Genomic DNA, 24,481 nt, shown 5'->3' with positions numbered 1-24,481 from the left:
CTACGACGACCCCGCCCTTCCCGGCGTCCCGGCTCGTGAGTGTCCAGGAGGGTTCTCTCGCGCCGCACCACTCACGAGCTCGAGGAGGCGGGCGCGGTGGGCGGCGGCGAACGTTCCCGCCACCGCCGTCGCGAAGGATCCGGCCTGGTCAGGGGTGATGTCGCCGGCGTGCCAGTAGACCGGCGGCGGGTGCTTGAGGCCGTCGAACGCGGCCACCCACGGAGCCAGTTCGCCCAGAGCGAGCGCGTACGGCAGGCCGCGGGAGAAGACCAGCTCGCGCTGCGGCTTGTCCAGGTCCTTCACCCGGATCCCGGTGATGCCGCCAAGGCGGCGTGCGACGTCGGCGCCCGCTCGCCGCCGCGCGGGCCGGGCGGCCGCGGTGGCGACGGCGGCGATCCCGGCCAGCGCGAGGATCACGCCGAGCTGGGCGTACCCGACGGTCAAGGCCAGCAGGACGGTGAGGAACACGCCGTAGCAGCCGATCCGGATCCCGGCCCGGCGCAGCCGCCGCGTCGCGAACCAGCCGCGCCGGACGACGTCGGCCTCCAGCTCGGCGCGGGGGACTTCGAGGCGGCGCTGCCGCAGTTCGGCGAGCGTCACCGGCTCGTCCGGCACGACGGCCTCGTACACCGCACGTTCGAAGGCGGTCAGGTGCTCGTCGGGCGGGTTGCGCCGGGCCAGCGTCGGACCGTCGCTCACCCAGAGGTAGTTGCGGACCGCGAGGTCCAGCACCGTCGCGGCCAGGTCGAGCGGCCCGGCCCGGCCGTGGCGGAGCAGGCCGGCGTGCCCCGGCAGCACCCCGGCGGGCGACGCGAACTCCGCCGGCACTTTCACGTGAAAGTGCCCACCTGGGGGCGTCACTTTCACGTGAAAGTGACGCCGGCGGGCGAGGAACACCCAGGTGGCCGCGGCCAGGAGGAAGGCGCCGAAGGCGGCCCAGGCCCAGGCGACCGGGGCGGTGAGCACGAACGCCCCGGCGATCGTCTTCGCCGGGACCAGGACCTCGTTCGCCGGAACGGTGCCCGCGGGCAGTTCGACGGTCGCCGTCATCCGCCGGCCCGCGGCGAGGTTCTGCTGGCTGAACCGGGTCAACCCGGAGTGGTCGATCTGCGCGGCCCCGCAGGGCAGGTCGCCGGCGAGGCAGTCGACGGCGACCGGGATCTTCGGGGCCGCGAAGGAGGCGCGGAGGAACTTCAGGTCGGCGCTCCAGCCGCCGGCCAGCTCCCAGGTGACCCGGTCGCCGGCGACCGCACCGTCCACTGTGTACCGGACGATCGACGTGCCCGCGGTCAGGTGGACGGTGAACGCGCCGGAGTCCACGTTCGCCGTCCCGCGGCCCTCCAGGACGACGTCGCGGACGCCGTAGACGCGGTCGCGGTGGTGCGGCGCCGGGACGCGCAGCGCGACCCGGCGGTCCATCGTCATGCCCTCGGGAACCGAGATCGCTTCGGCGACCGACAACGAGCCGTCGCGCTGGACCTTGAGCTGGATTTCGGCGCTCTGCGGCAACGCCGGCAGGGGCGGCTGGTCGGCCGGGGCCGCGGTCAGGACGAGCGCGAGGAGCGCCCCCGCGAGCACGGTCAGCGAGCCGCGGCGGCGGTGAGCACGCCGTCGAGCGCGGTCAGGAACGACGGGAAGCGGGCCCCGAACCGGCGCAGGTCGGCGTCGGCCTCCATGCCGCCGTACCAGTACAGCCCGGCCGCCCCGTCGGCCGACGGGTTCAGCGCGGCGAAGGTGCCGAGCCAGCGTTCGGTGTCGCCCAGCACCACCGCGTACGGCAGCGAGCGGGAGAAGACGAGCTCGCGGTCGGCCGGCGGGATGTCCTCGGCCCGGGCGGTGTGCAGGTAGTCGAGCAGCCCCCGGACCTGCCCGGCCAGCACCCGGCCGCGGGCCGTGCGCGAGGGCAGCAGCGCGGCCGCCGCGGCGACGGCGAGCCCGGCGAGCGCGACGGCGACCCCGAGCAGCGCGTACCCCGCGGTGAAGGTGAGCACGGCGGTGGCGACCAGGCCGACGGTGAAGAGGCCGGCGCCGAGCCAGGTCAGCCGCCCGCGGGCGGTGTCCGGGCGGCGGGAGAACCAGCGCTTGGTGACGACGTCGGCGTACATCGCGTCGCTGATCCGGCGCAGGTCGAGCCCGCCGCGGGCGCGCAGCTGCGACACCAGCACGGTGTCGGAGCCCGGTGGGAGCAGGGTTTCGCAGACCGCGCGTTCGAAGTCGTGCAGGTGCTCGTCCGGCGGGTTGCGGCGGGTGATCTGCCAGTCGGGCCCCGGTGCTTCGGCCAGCCACAGGTAGTTGCGGACGGCGAGGTCGACGACGGTGGCGCTGATGTCGACGACGTCGACGGTCTCGTCGACGACCGTGCCGACCTGGCCGGGCAGGACGCCGTCGGGGCTGGCGAAGAAGACGCGGCCGCCGTCGCGCAGGAGGACCTCGACCGGCCCGGTGGCGGTGTGCAGCGCACCGGCGTCCTGCCGGCGGCGCCGCCACACGAACAGCGCGGTGCCGGCGAGGAAGACGAGCAGGACGGCGAAGGCGATCCCGGTCGGCGGCGTCAACGCGAAGGCGTTGGCGAGCAGGCCGATGCCGGCGAACTTCGCGTTGGCGGCGGTGGTGCCCGCGGGCAGGCCGACGAGGAGGTCGACGCGGTCGCCGGGCCGGACGTCGTTCTGTTCCAGGCGCACCACCCCGGTGTGGTCGAGTTCGGCGAGGGTGCAGCGCCGGCTCGAGCCGACCGGGCCGGCGAAACAGTCCACAGGGGACAATTGCGGCGTCGGGGCGAGGAAGGACGCGGTGAGCTTGGCGAGCGGGGTGTCGAAGCCGCTCGCGACCTGCCACCGGGCCTGCTGGCGGCCGTCCTGGTCGGCGACGGCGCCGTCGACGGTGAACGTGGCGCTGCCGGAGCCGCCGGGGAAGGTGAGGACGAGCTGGTCGCCGGTGAGTTCGCTGGTGGCGCCTTCGGTCCTGACGTCACGGACGGCGAAGACGCGGTCCTGGTCGTCGCTCGCGGGAACCTTGAGCGGCACGCGGGAGACGAGCTGCTGCCCGCCGGGAACGGTGACGTGTTCGGTGACGGAGAGGGTGCCGTCGCGCAGCACCTTGAGCGCGACATCGGCCACGGCACCGGCCGGCGGCCGGACGTCCTGCCCGGTGAGCAGCTGGGGTTTCTTGACCTGGTCTTCGGGCAGGTTGGGCAGCACGGGCCCGGCGGAGGGCCCCTGCGCGGCGGCGCCCCCGGCACCCAGCACGACGACCGCAACGGCGACCGCGGCGGCGGCCCCCCATTTCATCGACACAGCACCACACCTTAGGGCACCCGATCTATGCTGACGCCCGGAACGGCGCGATCACCGCAGGTGAACCGCTTCCGACGGGGAAACAGCACGGGGGGGTCCCACTCGATGACGCACGGCCCGCAGGGTCCTGGTCCGCATGACCCGCGCCGCCGGCCACCACCGGGGGTGCGGCCGTTGGCGCCGCCGGGGGTGCGGCCGTTGCCACCACCGGGGGTGCGGCCGTTGCCACCACCGGGGGTGCGGCCGTTGCCGCCGCCGGGGGTGCGGCCGTTGCCGGGGCACGGTGGGCCGGGCGGGGCGCCTGGGTGGGGTGGGCCAGGCGCGCCGGGCCACGGCGACTCGCCGAACCCCGCCGGCGCACCCGGCCACGGCAGCGGACCCGGGCCGGGCGGGCCGAATCCCCTTGGTGTCCGCGGGCAGCAGCCGCCGGGTGCCGGCGGCGGGCCGCGATCGGGCGGACCCGTTCCGGGCCGGTTCCCGCAAGGGCCGGCCGGGCAGCCGCCGCGCGTTTCCGGTGTGCCCTTCGGCTATCCCGCGCCACCGCCCGCCCGGGCTCCCCTGCCGCCGCCGGCCGCTGCTCCGCCGCCTTCCTTCGCGCCCGCCTACCCCGGGCCGCCGTCCTTCGGGCCGCGGTTCGGTCCCGGCTATCGGCCCTATGTCGCCAAGAAGTCGAATGCCGGGGTGATCGTCGCCGTGGCCGTCTTCGCGATCGTTGCCGTGGCCGGGGGGCTCGTGGCCGCCGTTGCGCTTTCCGGGCCGCGGAAGCAGCACGTCGCCGACGCCGGTTACTCCAGCACCTACCCGACCACCAGCGACGAAACCACCACCGAAGCCACCACCACCGCGACCACCCCCTCGTCGGCCGGGGAAACCACCGCCACCCGCCGCAGCCAGCGCGGAGCTCCCACCTCGCAGCCACCCGCCGGGCCGCGGTCGGTCGCCGCGACCGGGGACAACCCGCTCTTCGCGCGGGCGGACTACGGGCTGCAGAACATCCCGTGCTCGCTGAGCCGCTGGGCCACCGACCAGGACAGCGCCACCCGGTTCTTCCAGTCCGGCATCGGCTGCCTCGACGCGATGTGGTCGCGCATGCTCGGCGCGGCGGACCTGCCGTTCGAGACGCCGAAGCTGGCCGTGCCGCGGTCGCTGTCGGAGTCGTCGACCCCGTGCGGCAGCGGCGGCACCACCACCGGCGTCACCCCGTTCTACTGCCCCGCCAACGACACGATCTACCTGCCGATGGACCGCATCGAGATCGAGGCGTGGGGCAACCACCCCGGCCCGTACCTGTCGATCCTGGCCCACGAATACGGCCACCACGTCCAGAACCTGGCGGGCATCTCGGAGGCGTACGGCAACCAGCGCTACGACGCGGGCGCGGACTCGGCGGCCGGCCTGGAACTGTCGCGGCGCATGGAACTCGAGGCGCAGTGCTTCTCGGGCATGTTCCTCGGCTCGGCCTCGGTCTCCGGCGGCTCGGTGGACAAGAACCTCTACAACGAAGCCTGGAACGCCCAGGACCGCGGCGACGACTACGCCCGCAACGGCAAACGCGACCACGGCTCGGCCAAGCACAACATCAGCTGGTGGCAGCACGGCGCGACGAAGAACCGCAACCAGCAGTGCAACACGTGGCTGTCGAACTCGGGTGACGTGTCCTAGCTCGGCGGGGTGAACGGGTTTTCCACGGGCACCGCGGTCCCCGACGGCGGCGTCGGCGGATCGACCGGACCCGGCTGCGAGACGGCCGCCGGGTACTGACCCCCGGCCGCAAAGCCCGGCCCCGCCGGATGATTCGGCCCGGAAACGCCCGGCCCCGGCGGGGACCCCGGCCCAGCAACACCCGCCCCAGCCGGATAACCGGGCCCGCCAAAGCCCGGCCCCGCCGCATACCCCGGCCCCGCGTACCCGCTGAACGCCCGGGCGTGGTCCCGCCGGCGCCGCTCGGCCAGCACCGCCGCCAGGAACGCCCACGGTGGCACGCCCGCCGGCACCGGTGTCCCCAGTGCGTTGCCCACCTGCTGCGCCAGCCCCCACCCCAGCGCGTGCGACGCCTCCGGGCGCAGCTCGCCGAACCGGGCCAGGAACTGGCGGCTCGCCAGGGCCAGGTCGTCCGGCAGGCGGGTCAGGTCCAGCTGCGCCGCCCAGCCCGCCAGCCCCGGCGGCATCGTGATCGCCGCGTAGCCGGCGCTCGCCGGGACGCGCTCGCGGACCACCAGCGTGCCGGCCAGGAAGTCGCCGACGCGGCGGCCGTTGGACGAAACCAGCGAGACGATCACCGCGACCGCCCCGAACAGCCCCAGCGCCCAGAAGTCCACCACGAACCCCGCCAGGCCGCGGACCAGCGCGTGGCGGAACCGGATCGGGCCGCCGTCGACGCGGACCACGCGCAGGCCCAGCGCCATCTTGCCCAGGGACCGGCCGCGCGAGAGCGTCTCGAACACCACCGGGTAGCCGACCATCACCAGCACCAGCGTCACGAGCAGCAGCGTCACGAAGAGCGCTTCGTCGGTTTCGGGCACCGCGAACGCCAGCAGCATGCCCACGCCCACCAGCGCCGCGAGCTGCACGAGCACGTCCAGCGCCATCGCCAGAGCGCGGCTGGCGAGCTTGGCCACCCGCAAATCCAGGACGACCGCTTCGCCGGTGACCAGCTCCGATTCCTCGTGCACGAGTCCCAGCGTAACGACGGCTAGGGTGGTGGGCGTGGATGTGGACGTCTTCGTCGCGGCGCACGCGGCGGAGTGGAACCGGCTCGGCGAGCTGACGCGCCGCGGCGGCAAGCTGACCGGGCCCGAAGCCGACGAGCTGGTGACGCTCTACCAGCGGGCGGCGACGCACCTGTCGATCGTCCGGTCGGTGGCGCCCGACCCGGCACTCGTCGGACGGCTGTCCGGGCTGGTCGCCCGGGGCCGGTCGGCGGTTTCCGGGTCGCACAACCCCGCCTGGCGCGAGGTCGCCCTGTTCTTCACGCGCCGGTTCCCCGCCGCGGTCTACCTGGCGCGGCGGTGGTGGATCCCGGCCGCGCTCGTGTCGATCGCGGTGATGGCGGTGATCGCCGTCTGGGTCGCGCGCGACCCGGTCGTGCGGGCGTCGATCGCGTCGCCCGAGGGGCTGAACGAGCTCACCAAACCCGGCGGCGACGCGGAAACCTACTACTCGACCGGCCCGGCGACGTCGTTCGCCGCCCGCGTCTGGACGAACAACGCCTGGGTCGCGGCGACCTGCCTCTTCCTCGGCGTCGCGCTGGGCCTGCCGGTGATCGGCGCGCTCTGGCTGAACTCGCTCAACGCCGGGCTGATCATCGGCGCGATGAGCGCGGCCGGCCGCGGCGACGTGATGATCGGTCTCCTGCTCCCGCACGGCCTCCTGGAGCTGACGGCGGTGTTCGTCGCGGCGGGCACCGGCCTGAAACTCGGCTGGACGGTGCTCGACCCGGGCCGCCGCTCCCGCACCGCCGCGCTCGCCGAGCAGGGCCGCGCGGTGGTCGTGATGGCGCTCGGGCTGACGTGCGTGCTGTTCGTGTCCGGCATCATCGAAGCGTTCGTGACGCCGTCGGGCTGGCCGACGTGGCTGCGCGTGGGCATCGGCGCGCTGGTGGAAGTGCTGTTCCTGGTCTACGTGTTCACGCTCGGCCGCCGCGCGGCGAAGGACGGCGAAGTCGGCGACCTCGACGCGCGCGACGCCGGCGACGCGCTGCCCGAAGCGGCCTAGAGCCGTCCCGCGGCCTTCAGCGCCAGATACCGGTCCGCCAACGCCGGCGGCAGTTCCTCCGGCACCGCGTCCACGACACCCACGCCGTGCCGGGCCAGCCGCTCGGTCATCCGCAGGCGCTCGGCCGTCGTCCGTGACGCCGATGCCGCGTCGTAGACCGCTTCCGCGTCGCCGCGGCCGGACAGCATCTCCGCCACCCGCGGGTCCGCCACCGACGCCACGATCAGCTCGTGCCGCGTGGTCAGCGAGCTCAGCACCGGGAACAGGCCCTCTTCCAGCGGCGCCGCGTCCAGTCCGGTCAGCAGCACCACCAGCGCGCGCCGGCGGGTCCGCTTGAGCACCTCCGCGACCATCCCCCGCGCGTCCGTCTCGACCAGCGTCGGCTCCAGCGGCGCCATCGCGTTCACCAGCGACGTCAGCAGCGCGGCCCCCGACGATCCCTGCACCGCCGCCCGCAGCCGCCGGTCGTAGGCCAGCAGGTCGACGCGGTCGCCGGCCCGGGACGCCAAGGCCGCCAGCAGCAACGCCGCGTCCATCGCCGCGTCGAGGCGGGGCGCGTCGCCCACCCGGCCCGCCGAAACCCGGCCCGTGTCGAGCACCAGTACCACCTGGCGGTCGCGCTCCGGGCGCCAGGTCCGGACCATCACGTCCGCCGCCCGCGCGGTCGCCCGCCAGTCGATGGACCGCACGTCGTCGCCGATCACGTACTCGCGCAGCGAGTCGAATTCCGTGCCCTGGCCGCGGATCAGCACCGCGTTGCGGCCGTCCAGCTGCTGCAGCCGCGCCAGCCGCGACGGCAGGTGCTTGCGGCTGTGGAACGGCGGCAGCACGCGGACCGTCCACGGCACCTCGTGCGAACCCTGCCGCGCGGCCAGCCCGAGCGGGCCCACCGAGCGGACCGTCACCCGCGCCGCCGTGCGGTCGCCGCGCCGCGACGGCCGCAGCGCGGTCACGAACGCCCGCCGTTCCCCCGGCGGGACGCGCAGAGAATGCCGGTCGGCCGCGCCCGCCGAAGGCGGCCACGCGTCCCGCAGCGCACCGCGCACGGTCCGCCCGCCGGGGTTCGCGACGACCAGCGTCACCTCGCACGGCTCGCCGAGCCGAACCGAGGTGTCGCCCGAACGCGAAAACGTCAGCGTCCGCACGCTGCCCGCCAGCGCCAGGTCGGCGACGACGAGCACCAGCAGCACCGCGCCGGCCGCCAGCAGCCCGGTGGCCGACGGCAGGAGCAACCCGACCACCAGTGCGCCGAACAGCGCGAGCAGCCCGAGCCTTCCGGTGACGGCCATGTCAGCGCGGCACGGGCACGGACGCGAGCACGCGGTCCAGCACGCCGTCCGCGGTGACGCCTTCCAGCTCGGCCTCCGGCCGCACGTCCAGGCGGTGCCGCAGGGCCGGCCGGGCGAGGGCCTTGACGTCGTCGGGGGTCGCGTAGTCGCGCCCGGCGAGCCACGCCCAGGCGCGGGCGACCGCGAGCAACGCCGTGGCGCCACGCGGGGAGACGCCGATCCGCACCGACGGCAGCTGCCGCGTCGCCCGGCACAGGTCGACGACGTACCCGATCACCTCGGGCCCGATCGTCACGCGGGCCACGGCTTCGCGCGCCGCGGCCAGCTCCGCCGCCCCGGCGACCGCCTTGAGGCCCGCCGCCGCGAGGTTGCGCGGGTCGAAACCCTGCGCGTGCCGCCAGAGGATGCCGATCTCGTCCTCGCGCGACGGCGCCGGCATGGTCAGCTTGAGCAGGAACCGGTCCAGCTGCGCCTCCGGCAGCGGGTAGGTGCCCTCGTACTCCACCGGGTTCTGGGTGGCGACCACGATGAACGGGTCCGGCAGCGGCCGCGACTTGCCGTCGAGCGAGACCTGCCGCTCCTCCATCGCCTCCAGCAGCGACGACTGCGTCTTCGGCGGCGTCCGGTTGATCTCGTCGGCGAGCAGCAGGTTCGTGAACACCGGGCCCTCGCGGAAGGAGAACTCGCCGCTGTGCGCGTCGTAGACGATCGAGCCGGTGACATCGCCGGGCATCAGGTCCGGCGTGAACTGCACGCGCGTGGTCTCCAGGTCCAGCGCCGCGGCCAAGGCGCGCACCAGCAGCGTCTTCGCCACGCCCGGGACGCCTTCGAGCAGCACGTGGCCCCGGCAGAGCAGGGCCAGGATCAGCCCGGTGACCGCGGCGTCGTTGCCGACGACGGCCTTGCCGACTTCGGCGCGCAACGCGATCAACGCGTCCCGGGCCCCCGTCGCGTTCTCGCTGGTCAAGTTCGCCCCGCCTCTCGTTCCACCCTGTCCAGTTCGCCCGCCAGCCGGACCAGCGCCGGGTCGTCCGGCACCGGCGGGCCGTACAGGACCGCACCGACGTCGTTCGCCGGGCGGCCGGTCCGCGTGCTCACCGCCGTCACCAAAGCCTGCGCGTCGGCGTCGCGCGGCAGGCCGAGCGTCGTCCGCAGGCGGGTCCGCGCCGCGTCCCGCAGCGTCTCACCCGCGTGGCCGGCGGCTTTCGCGCGCCGGTACAGCCGGGCGCGGCCTTCCGCCGTTTCGGCCGCCCGCACGACGATCGGCAGCGGCTCGGTGACCACCGGGCCGAGCCGGCGGCCCCGCCACAGCGCCAGCAGCGCCACGGCCACGCCCACCTGCGCGGCGCCGTAGTACCAGCCGTCCGGGATCAGGTCGAAGAACGACTTGCGGGAGTCGTCCAGCGCCGGGTCCGCGGCGGAGGGCAGGTACCAGACGAGCTTCGGGTGCGCGCCCAGCAGGCGCAGCGCCAGCGCCGCGTTGCCCTCTTCGGCGAGCCGCGCGTTGGTCAGCGGCGCCGGCGAACCGAGCAGCGTCGTCGTGCCGCCGGAGCCGGCGAGCTGCAGCAGCGTGCCGCCGCCGTCTTCGCCGGGGTAGCACGAGCGCGCGCCGGGCGACGCGTAGCCGGTCCCGCCGAGCGTGACGTTCCCGGCCGCGACCGCCGCGGCGACCGTGCACTGCGGGCTCAGCGTCCCGACGTCGCTCCGGCCGGCCGGGTGCACCAGCGGCAGCGAGTCCAGCAGCGTCCGCGTCCCCGGCGTCACCAGGACGACGTCGGCCGCGCCCGAGCGCAGCGCGTCGAACCGCTTCTGCGGGACCAGATCGGGCTCGGTGACGAGCAGCGTCGCGTCCTTGCCGATCGCGTCGTCCGCTTCGGCGAGCGAGTGCGCCGTCCGGACGTCGACCCCCTGGTCCTCGAGCAGTTTCGCGAGGGCGTGCGCGCCGCCGGGTTCGTACGAGCCGGGTTCGAGTGCGCCGTGCGTCTGCTCGCCGCGGGCGAGGAGGAGCAGGGCGCCGGCGACGAAGATCAGGGCCACCAGGGCGAGCGGGATGCGGGCGCCGCGCCAGATCCGGCGCAGGTCCGGCGAAACCGAGGTGGTCACGAGCCCGCCATGGCGACCGGTCGCTCACGGCGGCAGAGTTCGTCGAGCTCGGTCAGCGCCTGGTAGGCGGCTTCGGTGCCTTCGCGGCCGCCGTAGTGGACGTCGTCGAAGAGCCGCGCGCCCCGGCGCAGCCGGTCCGCGACGTTCGGCAGCAGCACGCCCGCCTCGGCCGCGGCCTCGTCCGCCGTCCGGCCGGAGCGCGTGTCGAGCAGCGCGCGTTCCTCCAGGGCCCGCACGACGGCGCGGAAGCGATCGCGGACGGCGTCGTCGAACCGGCCGGCGGCCGCGGCTTCCGCGGCCGACCGGCGGTAGTCGGCCGCACTCCGGCGCGCTTCGCCGAAGACGACGCGCTCGGCCCGGGCAGCGCGGGCGACCTTGCCGGTCCGCAGCCGGATCACCACGACGAGCACGATCACCAGCACGACGAGCAGCACCAGCCCGAAGATCCCGCCCGGCAGGCCGGAGGACAGGGTGTTCAGCAGCTTCTCCAGCTGCTCCCCGAGCCACTGCGCGATCTGCTGCAGGAGGTTCGGCTGGGCGTCCCGGTACTTCGGGTCGCCCAGCTCCCCGGCCGCCGCGCGCCGCGCCGAGTCCCGGTCGATGTCGACCGGGACGTCGATCAGCCAGCGCTGCCGGGGGGCCCAGGGGGGCTGGCCCCCCGGCTGGGGTCCGGGGCCCGGCCCCGGAAGACGCAGCAACGTCACCATGCCTGCGGCGGCTGGACCCCGGCCGCGCGGGCCAGCTCGATGTCCATGCCTTCGCGGCGCATCCGCTGGTCCAGGTAGACGATCACGGTGACCAGCGTGACGAACGGGATCGCGATGGTGCCGGCGATGATCTGCCCGGCCGACTGCAGCAGCAGGTCGCCGGTGCTCGGCACGGTCACCTTGCCCGGGTTCAGCATCTGACCGAACAGGCCGCTGCCCAGGGTGAACGGCAGCGAGACGATCTCCTCGAAGAACGCCTCGATGATCTTCGCCAGCACCAGGATGCCGAGCACCCGCCAGAACGCCCCGCTGACCAGCTTGACCGACCGCGAGAACGCCTGCCGGAACGTCCCGCGCTCCAGCACCAGCGCCGGGGCGGCCAGCGCCCAGAACACCCAGGCGACCACGCCCGGGATGATGCACAGCATCACGCCCAACGTGGTCAGGAGCGCGTAGCCGAACGCGACGCCGAGCAGCGGCAGCAGCCGCGGCTGCACGTCCCGCCACACGACGCCGAAGGTGACTTCGCGGCCCAGCGCGGCGCGGCCCATCACCGCGGCCATCAGGCCGGTGGTGACGGTCAGCAGCACCGTCGAGACCAAGCTGGAGGAAATCAGCACGATCAGCGCGTCGCCGAACGTGCCGAACACGGCGTTGCGCAGCTCTTCGTCGGTCGCGGCCGGGCCGAGCCGGACCGTCGTGGCCAGGCTTTCGAGGTCGGCGAGTGCGAACTTCTGCACGAGGAACGTGACGGCCGCGGTGATCACCGCCATCACCGCGCCGATGCCGAGCACGAGCAGCGGGTGGCGGCGGATCGCGGTGATCGCGCCGTCGAGGATGTCGCCGATGTTCAGCGGCCGCAGCGCGATCACGCCGGGCTTGCCGAGGCCGTGCGGGTTCCACCGCGGCTGTTGCCCGTACTGCGGCTGCTGTGCGTACTGCGGGCCGCCGTGCGCCGGCGGCGGGGCCTGCCGGCCCGGCGGCGGCGCGGCCGGGGCGCCGGGTGCCTCCCAGCCGGGCGGCGGAGTGGCCTGCGTGTCCGGCGCCTGCCAGCCTCGCGGCGGCGTCGCCGGTGACGGCGAGTGATCTTCGGGTGCTTTGGGCTCACCCGATCCGGGGGCCTGAGCCTGGGGGACGCCCTGGCTCGGTGTCGGCGTGTCGGCGCCCTCGCCGCCGGGCGCGCCACCGGTGTTTGTCATCGAAGCCCCTCGCCTGCAGTGCTTGCTTGCGGACACTCTCTCAGAGCCGCTTGCACCCGGTCAGACCTGGGGTGACGTCCGGCCGCGGTGACCCGGTGCGCACGGACGGGTGCGAGACGGCCCGTTCCCCCGATATGCTGAATGGCGGGATCGGGTACCCCCGGTCCGTACCGAGACCCTTCGGGACTGCCTAGTGACGCAACCGCCCTACGGCCAGGAACCGCCTCGCGGAACCGTCCAGCCGCCGCCGGTGCCGGATGCGCAACCGGATCTCCCGTGGCTCGGCCGTCCGCACACCGTGTCCGCGCCGAGGCGCCGCTCGCCGGCGGCGGTGATCGGCGTGTGCCTCGGCGCGGTGGCCGTGCTGGTGCTCGGGCTGGTCGCGATCGTGGCCCTCAACCGCACCGACACCCCGCTGGCGAACGCGAACTTCCGCGACACCCCATCGTCCCAGGACGTCCCTTCGCAGCTCCCGCCCGGCGGCGCGGGCGCCCCGGCGTCGGCGTCGGCCCCGTCGAGCGAGCTGCCGACGCCCAGCCCGACCGGCCCGCAGAAGGTCCTCAAGCTCGCCGACCACCCGATCCTGCAGGACCCCAACGCGGGCCTGCAGAACCGCGTCTGCACGCTGCCGGCCTGGCAGAGCACGCAGGCCGGTGCGGAAGCGTTCTTCACCGCGGCGAGCAAGTGCCTCGACGCGGCGTGGGGCCCGTTCCTCGAGGCCTACCACCTGCCGTTCACGCCGCCGGCGTTGCACTTCCCGACCGGCGCGAGCTTCGAGACCGAGTGCGGCACCATCCAGGTCGGCATCGCGACGGCCGCGTACTACTGCGAAAACAACCTGTACGTCCCGTTCCGCGGCCTGCAGACCGACCAGTACGGCAACAACCCGGGTGTCTACCTGGCCCTGTTCGCCCACGAGTACGGCCACCACGTCCAGGAGGTCGCCGGGCTGATGGACGCGGCCTGGCAGAAGATCTACGAGGCCGGCCAGAACAGCCCGGCCGGGCTGGAGATGTCGCGGCGCAAGGAACTGCAGGCCCAGTGCTTCTCGGGAATGTTCCTCGGCGCGCACGTCGACCAGGGCGGCACGATCACCCGCGACATGTACAACAAAGCGTGGAACGACCAGGAGACCCGCGGGGACAACACCTCCCGCAGCCACGACCACGGCACCAACGCGCACTACGCGTCCTGGTGGCGAGCGGGCGCGACGAGCAACCGGATCGCCGACTGCAACACCTTCGCGGCGCCGTCGTCCGAGGTCAGCTAGCCGTCTTGGGCCGCAGCGGGATGCTCAGCCACAGGTAGACGAACATCCCGCCGGAGAAGCAGGCGAACACCAGCAGCGCGAGCCCGAGCGGGCGCCGGGCGTCGGAGGCGCCCATCGAGGTGTCCGCGAGGGTGACGGTGACCGCGCCCTGGTCCGGCAGCGCCTCCGGCACGGCGACCTCGACGCGTTCACCCTGGCCGTGCCCGCAGCCGTCGAGCGTGCCTTCGTGGGTCTTCCCGGCGGCGGTGAACTTCACCGTTTCCCGCGCGTCGGCCTGCCCGCACGGCGCCGGCTTGGTGACCTCGGCCAGCACCGGCGCGCCCAGGACGTCGTTGCCGATCCCCAGCAGCCCGGGCCCGGCGAGCCAGGCCAGCAGCACGACGAGCACGCCCGCCGCGGCGGGAATCGCCACCGTGGGCCACTTGAGGGCGAGGGGTCGCGGGGGCACGTCGCCATGGTTCCAGATTCCGCGGCCGAAACCCAGGCGCCCCGGTTACCGCTCGATCTTCTCCGCCTGGGTGACCTTTTTGACGTAAAGCAGCTTGTCGCCCGGTTCGATGGCGTCGGCCTGCGGGGCGTCGACGCGGTACAGGACGCCGTCGCGGACCACGCCGAGCACCAGGTCGGACAGGTGCCGCGGCGAACCGCCCTCTTCGGACGGTTCGACCGGCCGCTCGGCGATCGCCAGCCCCGACTCGGGCGTGAGCAGGTCCTCCATGATGTCCACGACCAGCGGCGTCGACGTCGCCATGCCGAGCAGCCGCCCGGCCGTCTCGCTGGAGACGACGACCTGGTTGGCGCCCGACTGCTTGAGCAGGTGGACGTTCTCCGCCTCCCGCACCGACGCGACGATGTGCGCCTTGGGCGCCAGCTCGCGGGCGGTGAGCGTGACGAGCACCGCCGTGTCGTCGCGGTTCGGGGCGACGACGACCGCGCGCGCGTGCTGGACGGCGGCCACCCGCAGGACGTCCGCCCGGGTGGCCGAGCCGTGCACGGCGACGAGGCCGAGCGCGCTCGCCGCGTCCAGGGCCTGCTGGTCGGTGTCGACGACGACGATCTGGCCCGGGGCGACGTTCTCGTCGCCGAGCAGCGCGTTGACGGCGGACCGGCCCTTGGTGCCGAACCCGACGACGACCGTGTGGTCGCGCACCTTCGTCCTCCACTTCTGGATCTTGAACGCCTGCCGGGAGCGCTCGGTGAGCACCTCCAGGGTGGTCCCGACCAGGACGATGAGGAAGAGCACCCGCAGCGGGGTGATCACCAGCACGTTCACCAGCCGGGCGGACGACGTGGCCGGCGCGATGTCGCCGTAGCCGGTGGTCGACAGCGAGACGGTGGCGTAGTAGAGGCTGTCCAGCAGGGACAGCCCGTCCCCGTTGGCGTCGCGGTAGCCGTCCCGGTCGACGTAGACGATGATCACGGTGAGCAGCAGCGCCAGCGTCGCCCCGATGATCCGCTTGACGATCGACCGCAGCGGGCTGACGGTCAGCTCCGGCATCCGCAGGACGCCGACGAGCTCGTGGTCGGGCCGATCGGTGAGACTGCCCAGCGGCAACCGCTTGAGGGCCCTCATGCTGGCTCGTGTCGAGCGTCACTCACGCCCGGAGGATAGCCGAACCGGACACCCGCCCGCCGCGTGAAACGATGAGTTCATGGCAACTTCGCAACGACCCGCGCACGTACTGGCGGGCGCGCTGGGTTTCATGGGCGTCCTGCACTTCGCGGTCCCCAAGCCCTTCGACGGCCTGATCCCGCGGTCGCTGCCGGGGTCGCGCCGGGCCTGGACATACGGATCGGGGGTGGCGGAGCTGGCGGTCGCGGCCGCGGTGGCGACGCCGCGCACCCGCCGTCTCGGCGGCTTGGCGGCGGCGTTGCTGTTCCTGGGCGTGTTCCCGGGGAACGTGAAGATGGCGGTGGACGCCGCTTCGGCCCCGCTCCCCCGCCGCGCGATCGCCTGGGCCCGCCTCCCGCTGCAGTGGCCCCTGATCGCCTGGGCCCTCAAGGTCCGCGACAACGCGTAACCCGCGTGATCAGGCCCGTGACTCGCGTGATTGAAGCCGTAACTCGCGAGTTCCGGGCTCAATCACGCGAGTTCCGGGCTCAATCACGCGAGTTCCGGCTCTGATCACGCGAGTTACGGGCCTGATCACGCCTCGGGGAGGTCGCGGAGCAGGCCGCGGAGGGCGTCCGGGGACAGGAGGTCGGCCGGGCGGATCGTGCGGTTCGCGCGGACGTAGTGGAACGCCGCCCGCACCCGCTCGACCGGGACCTCCTTCAGCGCCGCCCACGCCATCCGGTAGGCCGCCAGCTGGACCGACAACGCCGGGATGCGGGACTCCGGCGGGACCGCGCCCGTCTTCCAGTCGACCACCGTCCAGCCGCCGTCGGGGTCGGCGAAGACCGCGTCCATGCGGCCGCGCAACGTGATGCCCTCGACGTCCGCCGAGAACGTCACCTCCACCGCCACCGGGACGCGCGCCGCCCACTCGCTCTTCTCGAACTCCGTCTGCAGTTCCTCGAAGTCCGCGTCGGGGGCCTCGCCGAAGTCGGCCGCGCCCGGGAGGTCGTCGATCTCGATGAGCTGGTCGCCCGCGAAGCGGCGCTCCAGCCAGCCGTGGAACTCCGTGCCGCGGCGGGCGAAGCTGTTGGGTTCCACCGGGAGCGGCCGGCGCAGGTCGCCGGCCAGCCGGGCCGCGTCGTCGGCCAGGGCGACCAGCTGGCTCACCGACAGCCGCGACGGCAGCGGGACCCGCTTGACCTGGTCGTCCTTGCGCGCCCACTCCTCCAGCAGGACGTCGGTGTCGGTCATCCAGCCGTCCGGATCGTCGCCGTCTTCGTCCGGGGAATCCGGCGCTGACGCCATCGCCTCGGACACCAGCTCCACCCCGGTCTGCACCCCGGTGCGGCGGTCGGCGAGGGGGTCCACCGGCCAGCGCCCCGCGCGCGAGTCCGACACCAGCGGGTTTTCGTCGTCCTTGGCCGGTTCCGGCGCCCACTCGGCGAGCTGTCCGACGCCGGTCTCGCGCAGCACGTCGCCGATCTCGGTGAGGAACTCCGACGGCCCCTTGGCCCGGCTGCTGCTCTCGTTCCACCAGTGCCCGGAGACGATCAGCGCGTGCTCCGACCGCGTCAGCGCGACGTAGCAGAGCCGCCGTTCCTCCGACTGCTCCCGCTCGACGAACCCGGCTTCGTGCAGCTCCAGTCCTTCTTGGACTTCCTTGCGGTCGTAGCCCTCGGCGATCCGCAGCTCCGGCAGGTCTTCGGCGTCACCGCGCAACGCGGCGGGCAGCGACGTCGCGGTCCGCAGCCACGACGACGACCGCCGCCGGCCGGGGAACACCTCGTGCACCAGGTGCGGCACCGCGACGACCTCCCACTCCAGACCCTTCGCCGAGTGCACGGTCAGCACCTGCACCCGGTCCGGCACGACCTCGACCTCGCCCGGAGTGAGCCCGTCTTCGGCGTGCGCGGCGGTGTTCAGGTAGTCCACAAAGGACAGGAGGGTCGCCGTCGGGGCCGTCTCGGCGTAGTCGGTGACGACTTCGGCGAACGCGTCCAGGTGCGCCCGCCCCGCGGATCCCGGGCGCGCCAGTGATTCGACGTCCAGCAGCATCGTGCGTTCGACATCGGCGACGAGCTCCGGCAGCGACTGGTCGAGCCGCCGCCGCAGCGCGGCCAGCTCCCAGCCGATCCGCCGGATCCGCCGGTACCCCTCCTCGGAATACCGCGCCGGATCGCCCGGCTCGTCGATGGCGTCGATCAGCCCCGCCTGCTCGACGCGCTCGACGACCAGCTCCGGTGTGTCCGCCTTCTCCGGGCTCGACAGTTCCCCGGCCCGCCGCCACAACGCGGCGACGTCGGCGGCCGCGAGCCGCCAGCGCGACCCGGTCAGGAGCCGGGCCGCCGCACTGCCGGACAGCGGGTCCGCGAGCACCTTCAGCGTCGAAACGAGGTCCGCGACCTCGGGCTCGTCCAGCAGGCCGCCGAGCCCGACGACCTCGACCGGCAGCCCGCGCGCCCGCAGCTCGGCGGCGATCGGGGCCATGTCGGCGCGGCGCCGCACGAGCACCGCGGCGGTCGGCGGCTTGCCGGTGCCCTCCTGCTGGGCGTGCCAGCGCCGCGCGACCGCCTCGGCGACCCACTCGCGTTCGGCGCGGATGTCCGGCAGCAGCGCGCACGCGATGTCCGCGGGCCCGGCGCCTTCGCGCGCCCGCAGCCGTTCGACGCCGAGGCCGCGGGCGCGCAGCGGTTCGGCGATCGCGTTCGCGAGGTCCAGGATCTCCGGCGGGTTGCGGAAACTGGTCAGCAGCCCGAATTCGTGGGCGGGAACGAGCCGTTCGCCGTCGAAGCGCGGGAAGTCCGTGGTGAACCGGGGCAGGTTGGCCGCGCTGGCGCCGCGCCAGCCGTAGATGGCCTGCGCCGGGTCGCCGACGGCGGTGACCGGCATCGGCGGGTGCTCGACGCCGCCGAACAACGCGCGCAGCAGCACGCGCTGGGCGTGCCCGGTGTCCTGGTACTCGTCGAGCAGGACGGCGCCGTAGCGCTCCCGCTCGCCGCGCACGACCGACGGGTACCCGCCGGCCAGCTGGGCGGCGAGCGACATCTGGTCGGCGAAGTCCAGCGCGCCTTCGTTGCGCTTGCGGCGGTGGTAGTCGTCGACGAGCGGCAGCAGCGCGAGCCGGAAGTGCTGCGCCGCCATGATTTCGGTCAGCTTCTGCGGCAGCCCGGCCCGCTGCCCCTTGGCGCGCGGCGCGTTTTCGATGACGCGGCACAGCCAGGTCGTGTAGTCGGCGAGCTGCTCGGTCGAGACGAGGTGTTCGCCGAGTTCGCCGGCCAGCGCGAGCAGATCGGCGGTCACGGTCGGCGGCACCCGGTCGGTGTCGAGCTCGTTGTCCCAAGTGGACACCACGCGGTGCGCGATCTGCCACGACGAAGTTTCCGACAGCAGCCGGACCCCGGGCTGGACCGGCAGGCGCAGGCCGTGTTCGGAGAGCAGGCGCCCGGCGTAGGCGTGGTAGGTGAGGACGGTCGGTTCGCCGGCGACCACAGTGGACCGCAGCCCGCCGGTGGGGTCGAGCCGGTCGAGGAGGCCCGACCCGGCGAGGCGACGCAGCCTGGCGCGGACGCGTTCGCCGAGCTGGCGCGCGGCTTTCCGGGTGAAGGTCAGGCCGAGGACGCGATCGGGGCTGACGATCCCGTTGGCGACGAGCCAGACGACCCGCGCGGCCATGGTTTCGGTTTTCCCGGCCCCGGCCCCGGCGACGACGAGCGAAGGTTCGACGGGCGCGGCGATGACGGTGGCCTGCTCGGGCGTCGGCCGGTGCAGGCCGAGCGCATCGGCGAGTTCGGCGGGCTCGACGGGATTGGCAACGAGAAGCGGGCTCACACCCACCCCCAGCGGGCACTTTCACGTGAAAGTGCCGCTTTCGTGGTCGCGGTCACGGGCCTGGCACCTGACGGCCTTCGGGGCGCAGCGGGCAGCAGCCGCGCGCGGGACACCGGTCGCAGTCCGGGTTCTCCTGCGCCTGGTAGTCCGGCCCGGCCGCCGAGGCCGCCGCCTTCTGGACCAGCTCCAGCCACTGCTTGCCGGCCACCTCGTCCATCGGCGGCTGGGACCGTTCCGTCGAACCCGTCTTGTTGTTCGCCTTCGCGACGTACACCAGCCGCGCGCCGCCCGCCTCCGTCCGGCCCTCGATCGCGCCCAGCAGCACGGCCAGCTGGTAGGCCGCCAGCTGCGGGTGCGCCTCCGCCTCCGCGCCGGACACCGGGACCTTGCCCGTCTTGATGTCCACGATCACCGGCCGCCCCGAGGAGTCCAGCTCCACCCGGTCGACCCGCCCGCGCAGCAGCACCCGGACCTCGTCCGAGCCCCCGACCGGCAGCTCGACCTCGATGTCCTGCTCGACTCCCGCTTCCTTGAGCTCCGCCCGGCTTTGCTCCAGCCACGTGGTGAAGTTGCGCAGCATCTGCTCGACGCGCCTACGCTCCCGCCGCGAGAACCACGGCGCGCCGGCGTCGACGCGCACCCAAGCCTCGTCCAGCGCGGCCTGCAGCTCGGCGTCCGTGCTGCCGGACGCCACGGCCTGCGCGAGCCCGTGCACCAGCGTCCCGGTCACCGCCGCCAGCTGCGCCGGGTCGCTGCCGCCGTGGCGCTCGACCATCCAGCGCAGCGGGCACTTCGCCAGAATTTCCACTGTGGACGGTGAGATCCGGATCAGGTCGCCCGGCGGGTGCACCGGCTCGTCGGTGGACGCCGGCAGCAGGCCGTACCACGTCGACGGGTGCGCGCCCGGCACCTTCGCCTCGGCCAACCGCGCCAGCTGCTTCGCCGCGCGGCGGCGGCGTTCCGGCTCCGCCTTGTCGTCGCAGACGACCTCGCGCAGCTCCCCCACCAGCTCGGCGAGCACCAGCGACCGGCCCGGCGGCTTCATCCGCGAGTCGAGCCCGCCATCGTCGGCGCCGTTCTCCTCCAGGTCGTCGAGGAACCGGGACGGCTGCTCGTCCTCCCCCGACACCGCCGTGACCAGCAGCGTCTGCTTCGCCCGGCTCATCGCGAGGTAGAACAGGCGCCGCTCCTCGGCGAGGATCGGCGCGGTCTGGGACACGGCGTCGTCGTCGACGCCGGCCATCAGGTCCTTCAGCCGTTCCACGCCCAGCACGGATCCGCGCAGCCGCAGGTCCGGCCACGCGCCCTCCTGGACGCCGGCGACGGCGACGACCGTCCACTCGCGACCGGCGGCGGCGTGCGCGGTGAGCAGCGAAACGCCGTCGGACGGCACGGCCGCCGGCGCCAGCGTGTCACCGGCGATCCGTTGCGCGCCGAGGTAGTCCGCAAAGGACGCGACACTCGCGCGGGGCAGCCGGTCGACGTACCGGCCCGCGGCGTCGAACAGCGCGACGACGGCGTCGAGATCGCGATCCGCCTGCGCGCCAAGCGATCCGCCCCGATCGACCTGCTTCAGCAGTTTCTCCTGCAGCCCGCTTTCCCGCCACAGCTGCCACAGCACCTGCTCGACGCCGTCGCCGCGCGCCACCGCCTGGTGCGTGACGCGCAGCAGGCCGCCGACGCGCCGCACGGGTTCGGCCTCGGCGTCGGCCAGCCCGGCGAGGATGTCGCCGCCGCGCAACGCTTCCACGAGCAGCTCGTCGCTCGACCGCTGGCCGCCGCCGGCCAGTTCGAGGCGGCGCAGGCCGCGCCGCAACCGCCGCAGCGCCAGCGGATCCGCGCCGCCGAGCGCGGACGACAGCAGCATTTCGGCGAGGTCGACGTCGAGCAGGTCGGGCGACGGCGCGAGTTTCAGCACGGCCAGCAACGGCCGCACCGCGGGCTGGCGGGCCAGCGGCAGCTCTTCGGTCGCCGACCCGATCGGGACGCCGGCCGCGCGCAAAGCACGTTGCAGCACCAGGAAAGTGCGCGCCGGCGACCGGACGAGCACCGCGATCTCCGACCACGGCACGCCGTCGACGAGGTGCGCGCGGCGGAGCTGGTCGGCGATCCAGCTCGCCTCGGCGGCCGGGGTCGGCATCACGCGCACGCGGACGTTCCCGCCCGTCGCCCCCGGGGGCGGGACGATCTTGCGGTGCGGCGACGCACCCGGCAGCGTCGCGCCGATCTTGGCCACCGCGAGCCGCACGGCCGGGGCGAGCCGGTGCGCGGTGGTGAGCGTGACGGTCCGGCTGCCGTCCGGGTCGGCGTCGGCGAACAGGCGCGCGTCGGCGCCGCGGAAGGAGAACACGTTCTGGTCGGGGTCGCCGGCCACCACGAACTCGGCCGCGGTGTGCCCGATCACCCGGACCAGGCTGGTCTGCAGCGGATCGAGGTGGTGGGCGTCGTCGACGAACAGGTGCCGGACGCGGGTGCGCTCGCGTTCGCGCAGCTCGTCGTCGTCTTCGAGGGCCAGCAGCGCGGAGGTGACGAGCTCGGCGGCGTCCAGCGCGGGCGCGCTCGCGACGCCGAGGGCGTTGCCGCCCGCGCCCTGCAGCTGCGTGACCTCTTCGTACTGCGCCCAGAACTGCCCGGCGGCGATCCATTCCTCGCGCCCACGGCGGCGGCCCAGCTCGGTGAGGTCTTCCGGGCCGAGCCCGCGTTCGGCGGCGCGCATCAGCAGGTCACGCAGCTCTTCGGCGAACCCGGGGACCATCAGGGCGGGCCGCAGCTGCTCGGGCCAGTACTCGGCTTCCTCGTCCAGGTCCCCGGCCAGCAGTTCGCGGACGACGACGTCCTGCTCGGCCCCGGCGAGCAGGCGCGGCGGCGGGAGTTCCTCGGCCATCGCTTCCAGCCGCAGCAGCGAGTAGGCGTAGGAGTGCACGGTCCGGACGAGCGGTTCGCGGACGGTCCGGGGCAGCGGCCGCGCCAGGTCGGGGTCGGCGGTGAGCCGTCGCGTGATGTCGGCGCGCAGGGCGTCGGCGGACCGGCGGGACGTGGTGAGCACGAGCACGCTCTCCGGGTCGGCGCCCTCGGCGATGCGGCGGGTGGCGGCCGAGGCCAGCAGGGCTGTCTTGCCGGTGCCGGGCCCGCCGAGCACGCGGAGGAACCCCCCGGGCGCGGAGAGCACGCGGCGCGCGCCTTCGTCCCAGGTGAACGAGGGTGTGGCGGTGACCGGCGTGCGCACCAGCCGCGCGTTCGCCTGCGCCGTTCGCCTCCCGTTCACCCCGCGATGGAACCACGCCGGGTCCCCCGGGTGGTGCACCGGCACGCTTGACAACGGCGAAGCACACACCCGGTGCGGCGGACGGCTGCGGAAAGTGTCGGTGGGGTGCGGCAGAGTGTCCGGCATGGACGACGTTCTGCACGAGCGGGTGCGGGAGATCATCGAGTCGGTACCGGCCGGCACGGTGGCGACGTACGGCGACATCGCGGCCCTGGCCGGAGCCCCGTCGCCGCGAATGGTGGGCGCGATCCTGGCCGAGGACGGGCACGACCTGCCGTGGCACCGGATCCTGCGCGCGAACGGCACCCCGGCGCCGCACCTGGTCCACGACCAGCTGGAGAGGCTGCGGGCGGAGGGCGTGCTGGCTGACGGCCAGCGCGTGGACCTGCGGAAGTACCGGTGGAAGCCGGACGGAGAGGCGGAAGCCGAGGCGTCGTTGTTCTGAGCCGGGCTACACCTTCCCCAGCTTCGTGACCAGCAGCTTCACCAGCGCGCCCAGGCGCTGGCGGTCCGGCTGCAGCGTCTCGACGCCCGCTGCCTCCAGCGGTGCCGCCGTCACCGGGCCCACGCACGCGACCACCAGCCGCCCGCGCAAGGCCGCGAGCAGCTCCTCGTAGCGGCCATACGACCGCGCCAGCGTCAGCAGGTTGGCCGCCGCCGGGGCGCTGGTGAAGGCCAGTGCGTCCAGCTCGCCCGCCAAGGTCGCGTCGATCAGGTCGTGCACCGGGGTCACGTCCGGCGGGGAATGCCAGCGGTACGGCTGCACCTCGACCAGCGCCGCCCCGGCCTGCACCAGCGGGTCCGTGTGCTCCGGCAGCGGCGTCCCGTGCAGCTGGACCGCCACCCGCTCACCGCCGACCCCGGCCGCCGCCAACGCCCCGAACAGCTCGGCGTTCGACTCCGATGCGGCCGAAAAGGACTCCCGCAGGCCCACGCCACGGACCGCGCCGACGGCCTTCGGCCCGCGCGCGTAGATCCGCGACCGGCCCAATGCCGTCACCAGCCCGTCGCGCAGGCCCCAGCCCTCGGCCGCGTCGAGCCAGCCGCGGAAGCCCGCGCCCGTCGTGACGACCGTGAAGCCGACCGGGGCCGCCAGCACCGCCTCGGTGCCGGCGCGCAACGAAGGGTCCGAGGCCAGCGGAACGATGGTGATCGTCGGCGCGTGGCGGACGTCGGCGCCGTAGCGCTCGAGGGCCGCGATGAAGTCGCCGGCTCGCCGTTCGGCCGTGACGCCGATGGCGATCCCGCTCAGCTCACCCATAGAACGCGCCCATCTCCTCGATCGCTGCGGCCAGCTCCGCCCGCAGGTCCGCCGGTTCGAGGACCTCCAGGTGCGGCCCGAAGCGGAGCAGTTCGCCGATGGCCGGTTCGCCCGGCTCCACCGGCAGCTCCACGGTGAGCCAGCCGTCCGCGTCGGGCTCGTTCGGGCAATCGCGCAACGCGCGGGCGCCGACGGAACCTGCGTAGAACGGTACGAGAGCCTGCGCCCGCGGCGAAAGCCGCACCACCGCGACGCGCGGGTACATCCGGCGTTCGAACTGCTCGGACCACTCCTGCCAGTACCGCGCGAGGTCGAACCCGGCGGGCCGCTCGAACACCTCGCCGAGGTCGGTCAGCTCCAGCACGCGCGAAATCCGGTAGGTACGGTCCGTACCGTCACAGCGGCCGGCGAGGTACCAGTTGCCCGCCTTGAGGATCAGCCCCAGCGGCTCGACGTCCCGCTCGACGACCCGCTGCCCCCACCGCTCGTAGCGGATCCGGATCCGGTGCGACGACCACACGGCGTCGGCGATCGCCGACAGCGCCGGCAGGCTTTCGATCCCCCGGTGCCAGCCGGGCACGTCGAGGTAGAACCGCTCGGCGACGCGCCCGGCGCGGTCGCGCAGCTCGGCCGGCAGCGCGGCGTACAGCTTGAGCTGCGCCGCCGCCAGCACGGTGCCGAGGCCGAGCTCGGCCGCCGCCACCGGCAACCCGGCCAGCGACAGCGACTGGGCCTCTTCCTCGGTCATCCCGGTGAGCCGGGTGCGGTAACCGTCGACCAGCCGGTACCCGCCGGTGCGGCCGCGGTCGGCGTACACCGGGACGCCGGACGCCGACAGCGCGTCGATGTCCCGGTAGACCGTCCGCACCGAAACCTCGAGCTCTTCGGCGAGTTCCTCGGCCGTCATCCGGCCGCGGTTCTGCAGCAGCAGGAGGACGGACAGGAGGCGGCTCGCGCGCATGACCCGATCTTGGCAGAAATACCTGACACGAGC

19 protein-coding genes are annotated in these 24,481 nt (G+C 74.1%); 5 read left to right on the top strand and 14 right to left on the bottom strand.

All coding sequences use genetic code 11. The features are described 5' to 3' along the window. Together C2L59_RS32075 and C2L59_RS32070 are read right to left on the bottom strand one after the other, a co-directional pair. Complete coding sequence (locus tag C2L59_RS32075; protein WP_103353274.1) at positions 1 to 1,578, bottom strand: DUF2207 domain-containing protein; 1,578 nt, start codon at positions 1,576 to 1,578, stop codon at positions 1 to 3. A gap of 2 nt (positions 1,579 to 1,580) precedes the next feature. Then, complete coding sequence (locus C2L59_RS32070; RefSeq protein WP_199199362.1) at positions 1,581 to 3,287, bottom strand: DUF2207 domain-containing protein; 1,707 nt, start codon at positions 3,285 to 3,287, stop codon at positions 1,581 to 1,583. A 687-nt stretch (positions 3,288 to 3,974) separates the two neighbouring features. On the opposite strand from C2L59_RS32070, the gene C2L59_RS32065 reads away from it, so the two are divergent. Continuing rightward, positions 3,975 to 4,955, top strand: a complete 981-nt coding sequence (locus C2L59_RS32065; protein ID WP_103353272.1) for a neutral zinc metallopeptidase — start codon at positions 3,975 to 3,977, stop codon at positions 4,953 to 4,955. On the opposite strand, the gene C2L59_RS32060 is transcribed toward C2L59_RS32065, so the two are convergent. Beyond that, a complete protein-coding gene (locus tag C2L59_RS32060) occupies positions 4,952 to 5,965 on the bottom strand; it encodes an RDD family protein (RefSeq protein WP_103353271.1) in 1,014 nt (337 codons plus the stop codon). The genes C2L59_RS32065 and C2L59_RS32060 overlap by 4 nt on opposite strands. A 34-nt stretch (positions 5,966 to 5,999) precedes the next feature. Between C2L59_RS32060 and C2L59_RS32055 the strand changes: the two genes are divergently transcribed. Next, positions 6,000 to 7,007 carry a stage II sporulation protein M gene (locus tag C2L59_RS32055; RefSeq protein ID WP_199199355.1) on the top strand — a complete coding sequence of 336 codons (1,008 nt, stop codon included), beginning with the start codon at positions 6,000 to 6,002 and terminating at the stop codon, positions 7,005 to 7,007. Here C2L59_RS32055 and C2L59_RS32050 read toward each other — a convergent pair. The 5 genes from C2L59_RS32050 to C2L59_RS32030 all read right to left on the bottom strand — a co-directional run bounded on the left by C2L59_RS32050 (position 7,004) and on the right by C2L59_RS32030 (position 12,305). Then, entirely contained in the window at positions 7,004 to 8,296 is a 1,293-nt protein-coding gene (locus C2L59_RS32050; protein WP_103353269.1) for a DUF58 domain-containing protein, read from the bottom strand. The two genes, C2L59_RS32055 and C2L59_RS32050, sit on opposite strands and share 4 nt — an antisense overlap. Before the next feature lies 1 nt (position 8,297). Next, positions 8,298 to 9,263: a MoxR family ATPase gene (locus C2L59_RS32045; RefSeq protein ID WP_103353268.1), complete on the bottom strand. Its 966-nt coding sequence runs from the start codon at positions 9,261 to 9,263 to the stop codon at positions 8,298 to 8,300. Continuing rightward, positions 9,260 to 10,399, bottom strand: a complete 1,140-nt coding sequence (locus C2L59_RS32040) for a DUF4350 domain-containing protein (RefSeq protein WP_103353267.1) — start codon at positions 10,397 to 10,399, stop codon at positions 9,260 to 9,262. Before C2L59_RS32040 ends, C2L59_RS32045 begins: the two co-directional genes overlap by 4 nt. Further along, the gene (locus tag C2L59_RS32035) at positions 10,396 to 11,022 is read right to left on the bottom strand and encodes a DUF4129 domain-containing protein (RefSeq protein WP_233223794.1); all 627 of its coding nucleotides are present in this window, start codon (positions 11,020 to 11,022) and stop codon (positions 10,396 to 10,398) included. Before C2L59_RS32035 ends, C2L59_RS32040 begins: the two co-directional genes overlap by 4 nt. Positions 11,023 to 11,099: 77 nt before the next feature. After that, positions 11,100 to 12,305, bottom strand: coding sequence for a hypothetical protein (locus C2L59_RS32030; protein ID WP_103353265.1), 1,206 nt, complete (start codon positions 12,303 to 12,305; stop codon positions 11,100 to 11,102). A 250-nt stretch (positions 12,306 to 12,555) separates the two neighbouring features. Here C2L59_RS32030 and C2L59_RS32025 point away from each other — a divergent pair, with 250 nt between their 5' ends. Next, entirely contained in the window at positions 12,556 to 13,575 is a 1,020-nt protein-coding gene (locus C2L59_RS32025) for a neutral zinc metallopeptidase (RefSeq protein ID WP_103353264.1), read from the top strand. Here the strand turns inward: C2L59_RS32025 and C2L59_RS32020 are convergent. Beyond that, positions 13,568 to 13,987, bottom strand: coding sequence for a hypothetical protein (locus C2L59_RS32020; RefSeq protein WP_103353263.1), 420 nt, complete (start codon positions 13,985 to 13,987; stop codon positions 13,568 to 13,570). The two genes, C2L59_RS32025 and C2L59_RS32020, sit on opposite strands and share 8 nt — an antisense overlap. 81 nt (positions 13,988 to 14,068) lie before the next feature. Then, positions 14,069 to 15,148 (bottom strand): TrkA family potassium uptake protein, encoded by a 1,080-nt coding sequence (locus C2L59_RS32015; protein ID WP_103353262.1) that lies wholly within the window; start codon positions 15,146 to 15,148, stop codon positions 14,069 to 14,071. Between the two features lie 79 nt (positions 15,149 to 15,227). Here C2L59_RS32015 and C2L59_RS32010 point away from each other — a divergent pair, with 79 nt between their 5' ends. Beyond that, the gene (locus C2L59_RS32010) at positions 15,228 to 15,596 is read left to right on the top strand and encodes a hypothetical protein (protein ID WP_103353261.1); all 369 of its coding nucleotides are present in this window, start codon (positions 15,228 to 15,230) and stop codon (positions 15,594 to 15,596) included. A gap of 125 nt (positions 15,597 to 15,721) precedes the next feature. Here C2L59_RS32010 and C2L59_RS32005 read toward each other — a convergent pair whose 3' ends face one another. Then, on the bottom strand, positions 15,722 to 18,961 hold the full coding sequence (locus tag C2L59_RS32005) for an ATP-dependent DNA helicase (RefSeq protein WP_103353325.1): 3,240 nt from the start codon (positions 18,959 to 18,961) through the stop codon (positions 15,722 to 15,724). Between the two features lie 52 nt (positions 18,962 to 19,013). Next, a complete protein-coding gene (locus C2L59_RS32000; RefSeq protein WP_103353324.1) occupies positions 19,014 to 22,187 on the bottom strand; it encodes an ATP-dependent DNA helicase in 3,174 nt (1,057 codons plus the stop codon). Positions 22,188 to 22,350: 163 nt separating this feature from the next. On the opposite strand from C2L59_RS32000, the gene C2L59_RS31995 reads away from it, so the two are divergent. Then, on the top strand, positions 22,351 to 22,671 hold the full coding sequence (locus C2L59_RS31995) for an MGMT family protein (protein ID WP_199199354.1): 321 nt from the start codon (positions 22,351 to 22,353) through the stop codon (positions 22,669 to 22,671). A gap of 6 nt (positions 22,672 to 22,677) precedes the next feature. Here the strand turns inward: C2L59_RS31995 and C2L59_RS31990 are convergent, their stop codons facing one another. Together C2L59_RS31990 and C2L59_RS31985 are read right to left on the bottom strand one after the other, a co-directional pair. Continuing rightward, positions 22,678 to 23,487, bottom strand: a complete 810-nt coding sequence (locus C2L59_RS31990) for a uroporphyrinogen-III synthase (protein WP_103353259.1) — start codon at positions 23,485 to 23,487, stop codon at positions 22,678 to 22,680. After that, positions 23,480 to 24,448 carry a YafY family protein gene (locus tag C2L59_RS31985; RefSeq protein WP_103353258.1) on the bottom strand — a complete coding sequence of 323 codons (969 nt, stop codon included), beginning with the start codon at positions 24,446 to 24,448 and terminating at the stop codon, positions 23,480 to 23,482. Before C2L59_RS31985 ends, C2L59_RS31990 begins: the two co-directional genes overlap by 8 nt. Between the last annotated feature and the right edge of the window lie 33 nt (positions 24,449 to 24,481).

The organism is Amycolatopsis sp. CA-128772, assembly GCF_002904295.1.
Classification (GTDB): domain Bacteria; phylum Actinomycetota; class Actinomycetes; order Mycobacteriales; family Pseudonocardiaceae; genus Amycolatopsis.
The sequence above is the reverse complement of the archived record's forward strand: the minus strand, read 5'-3'. Positions and strand labels throughout refer to the sequence as shown.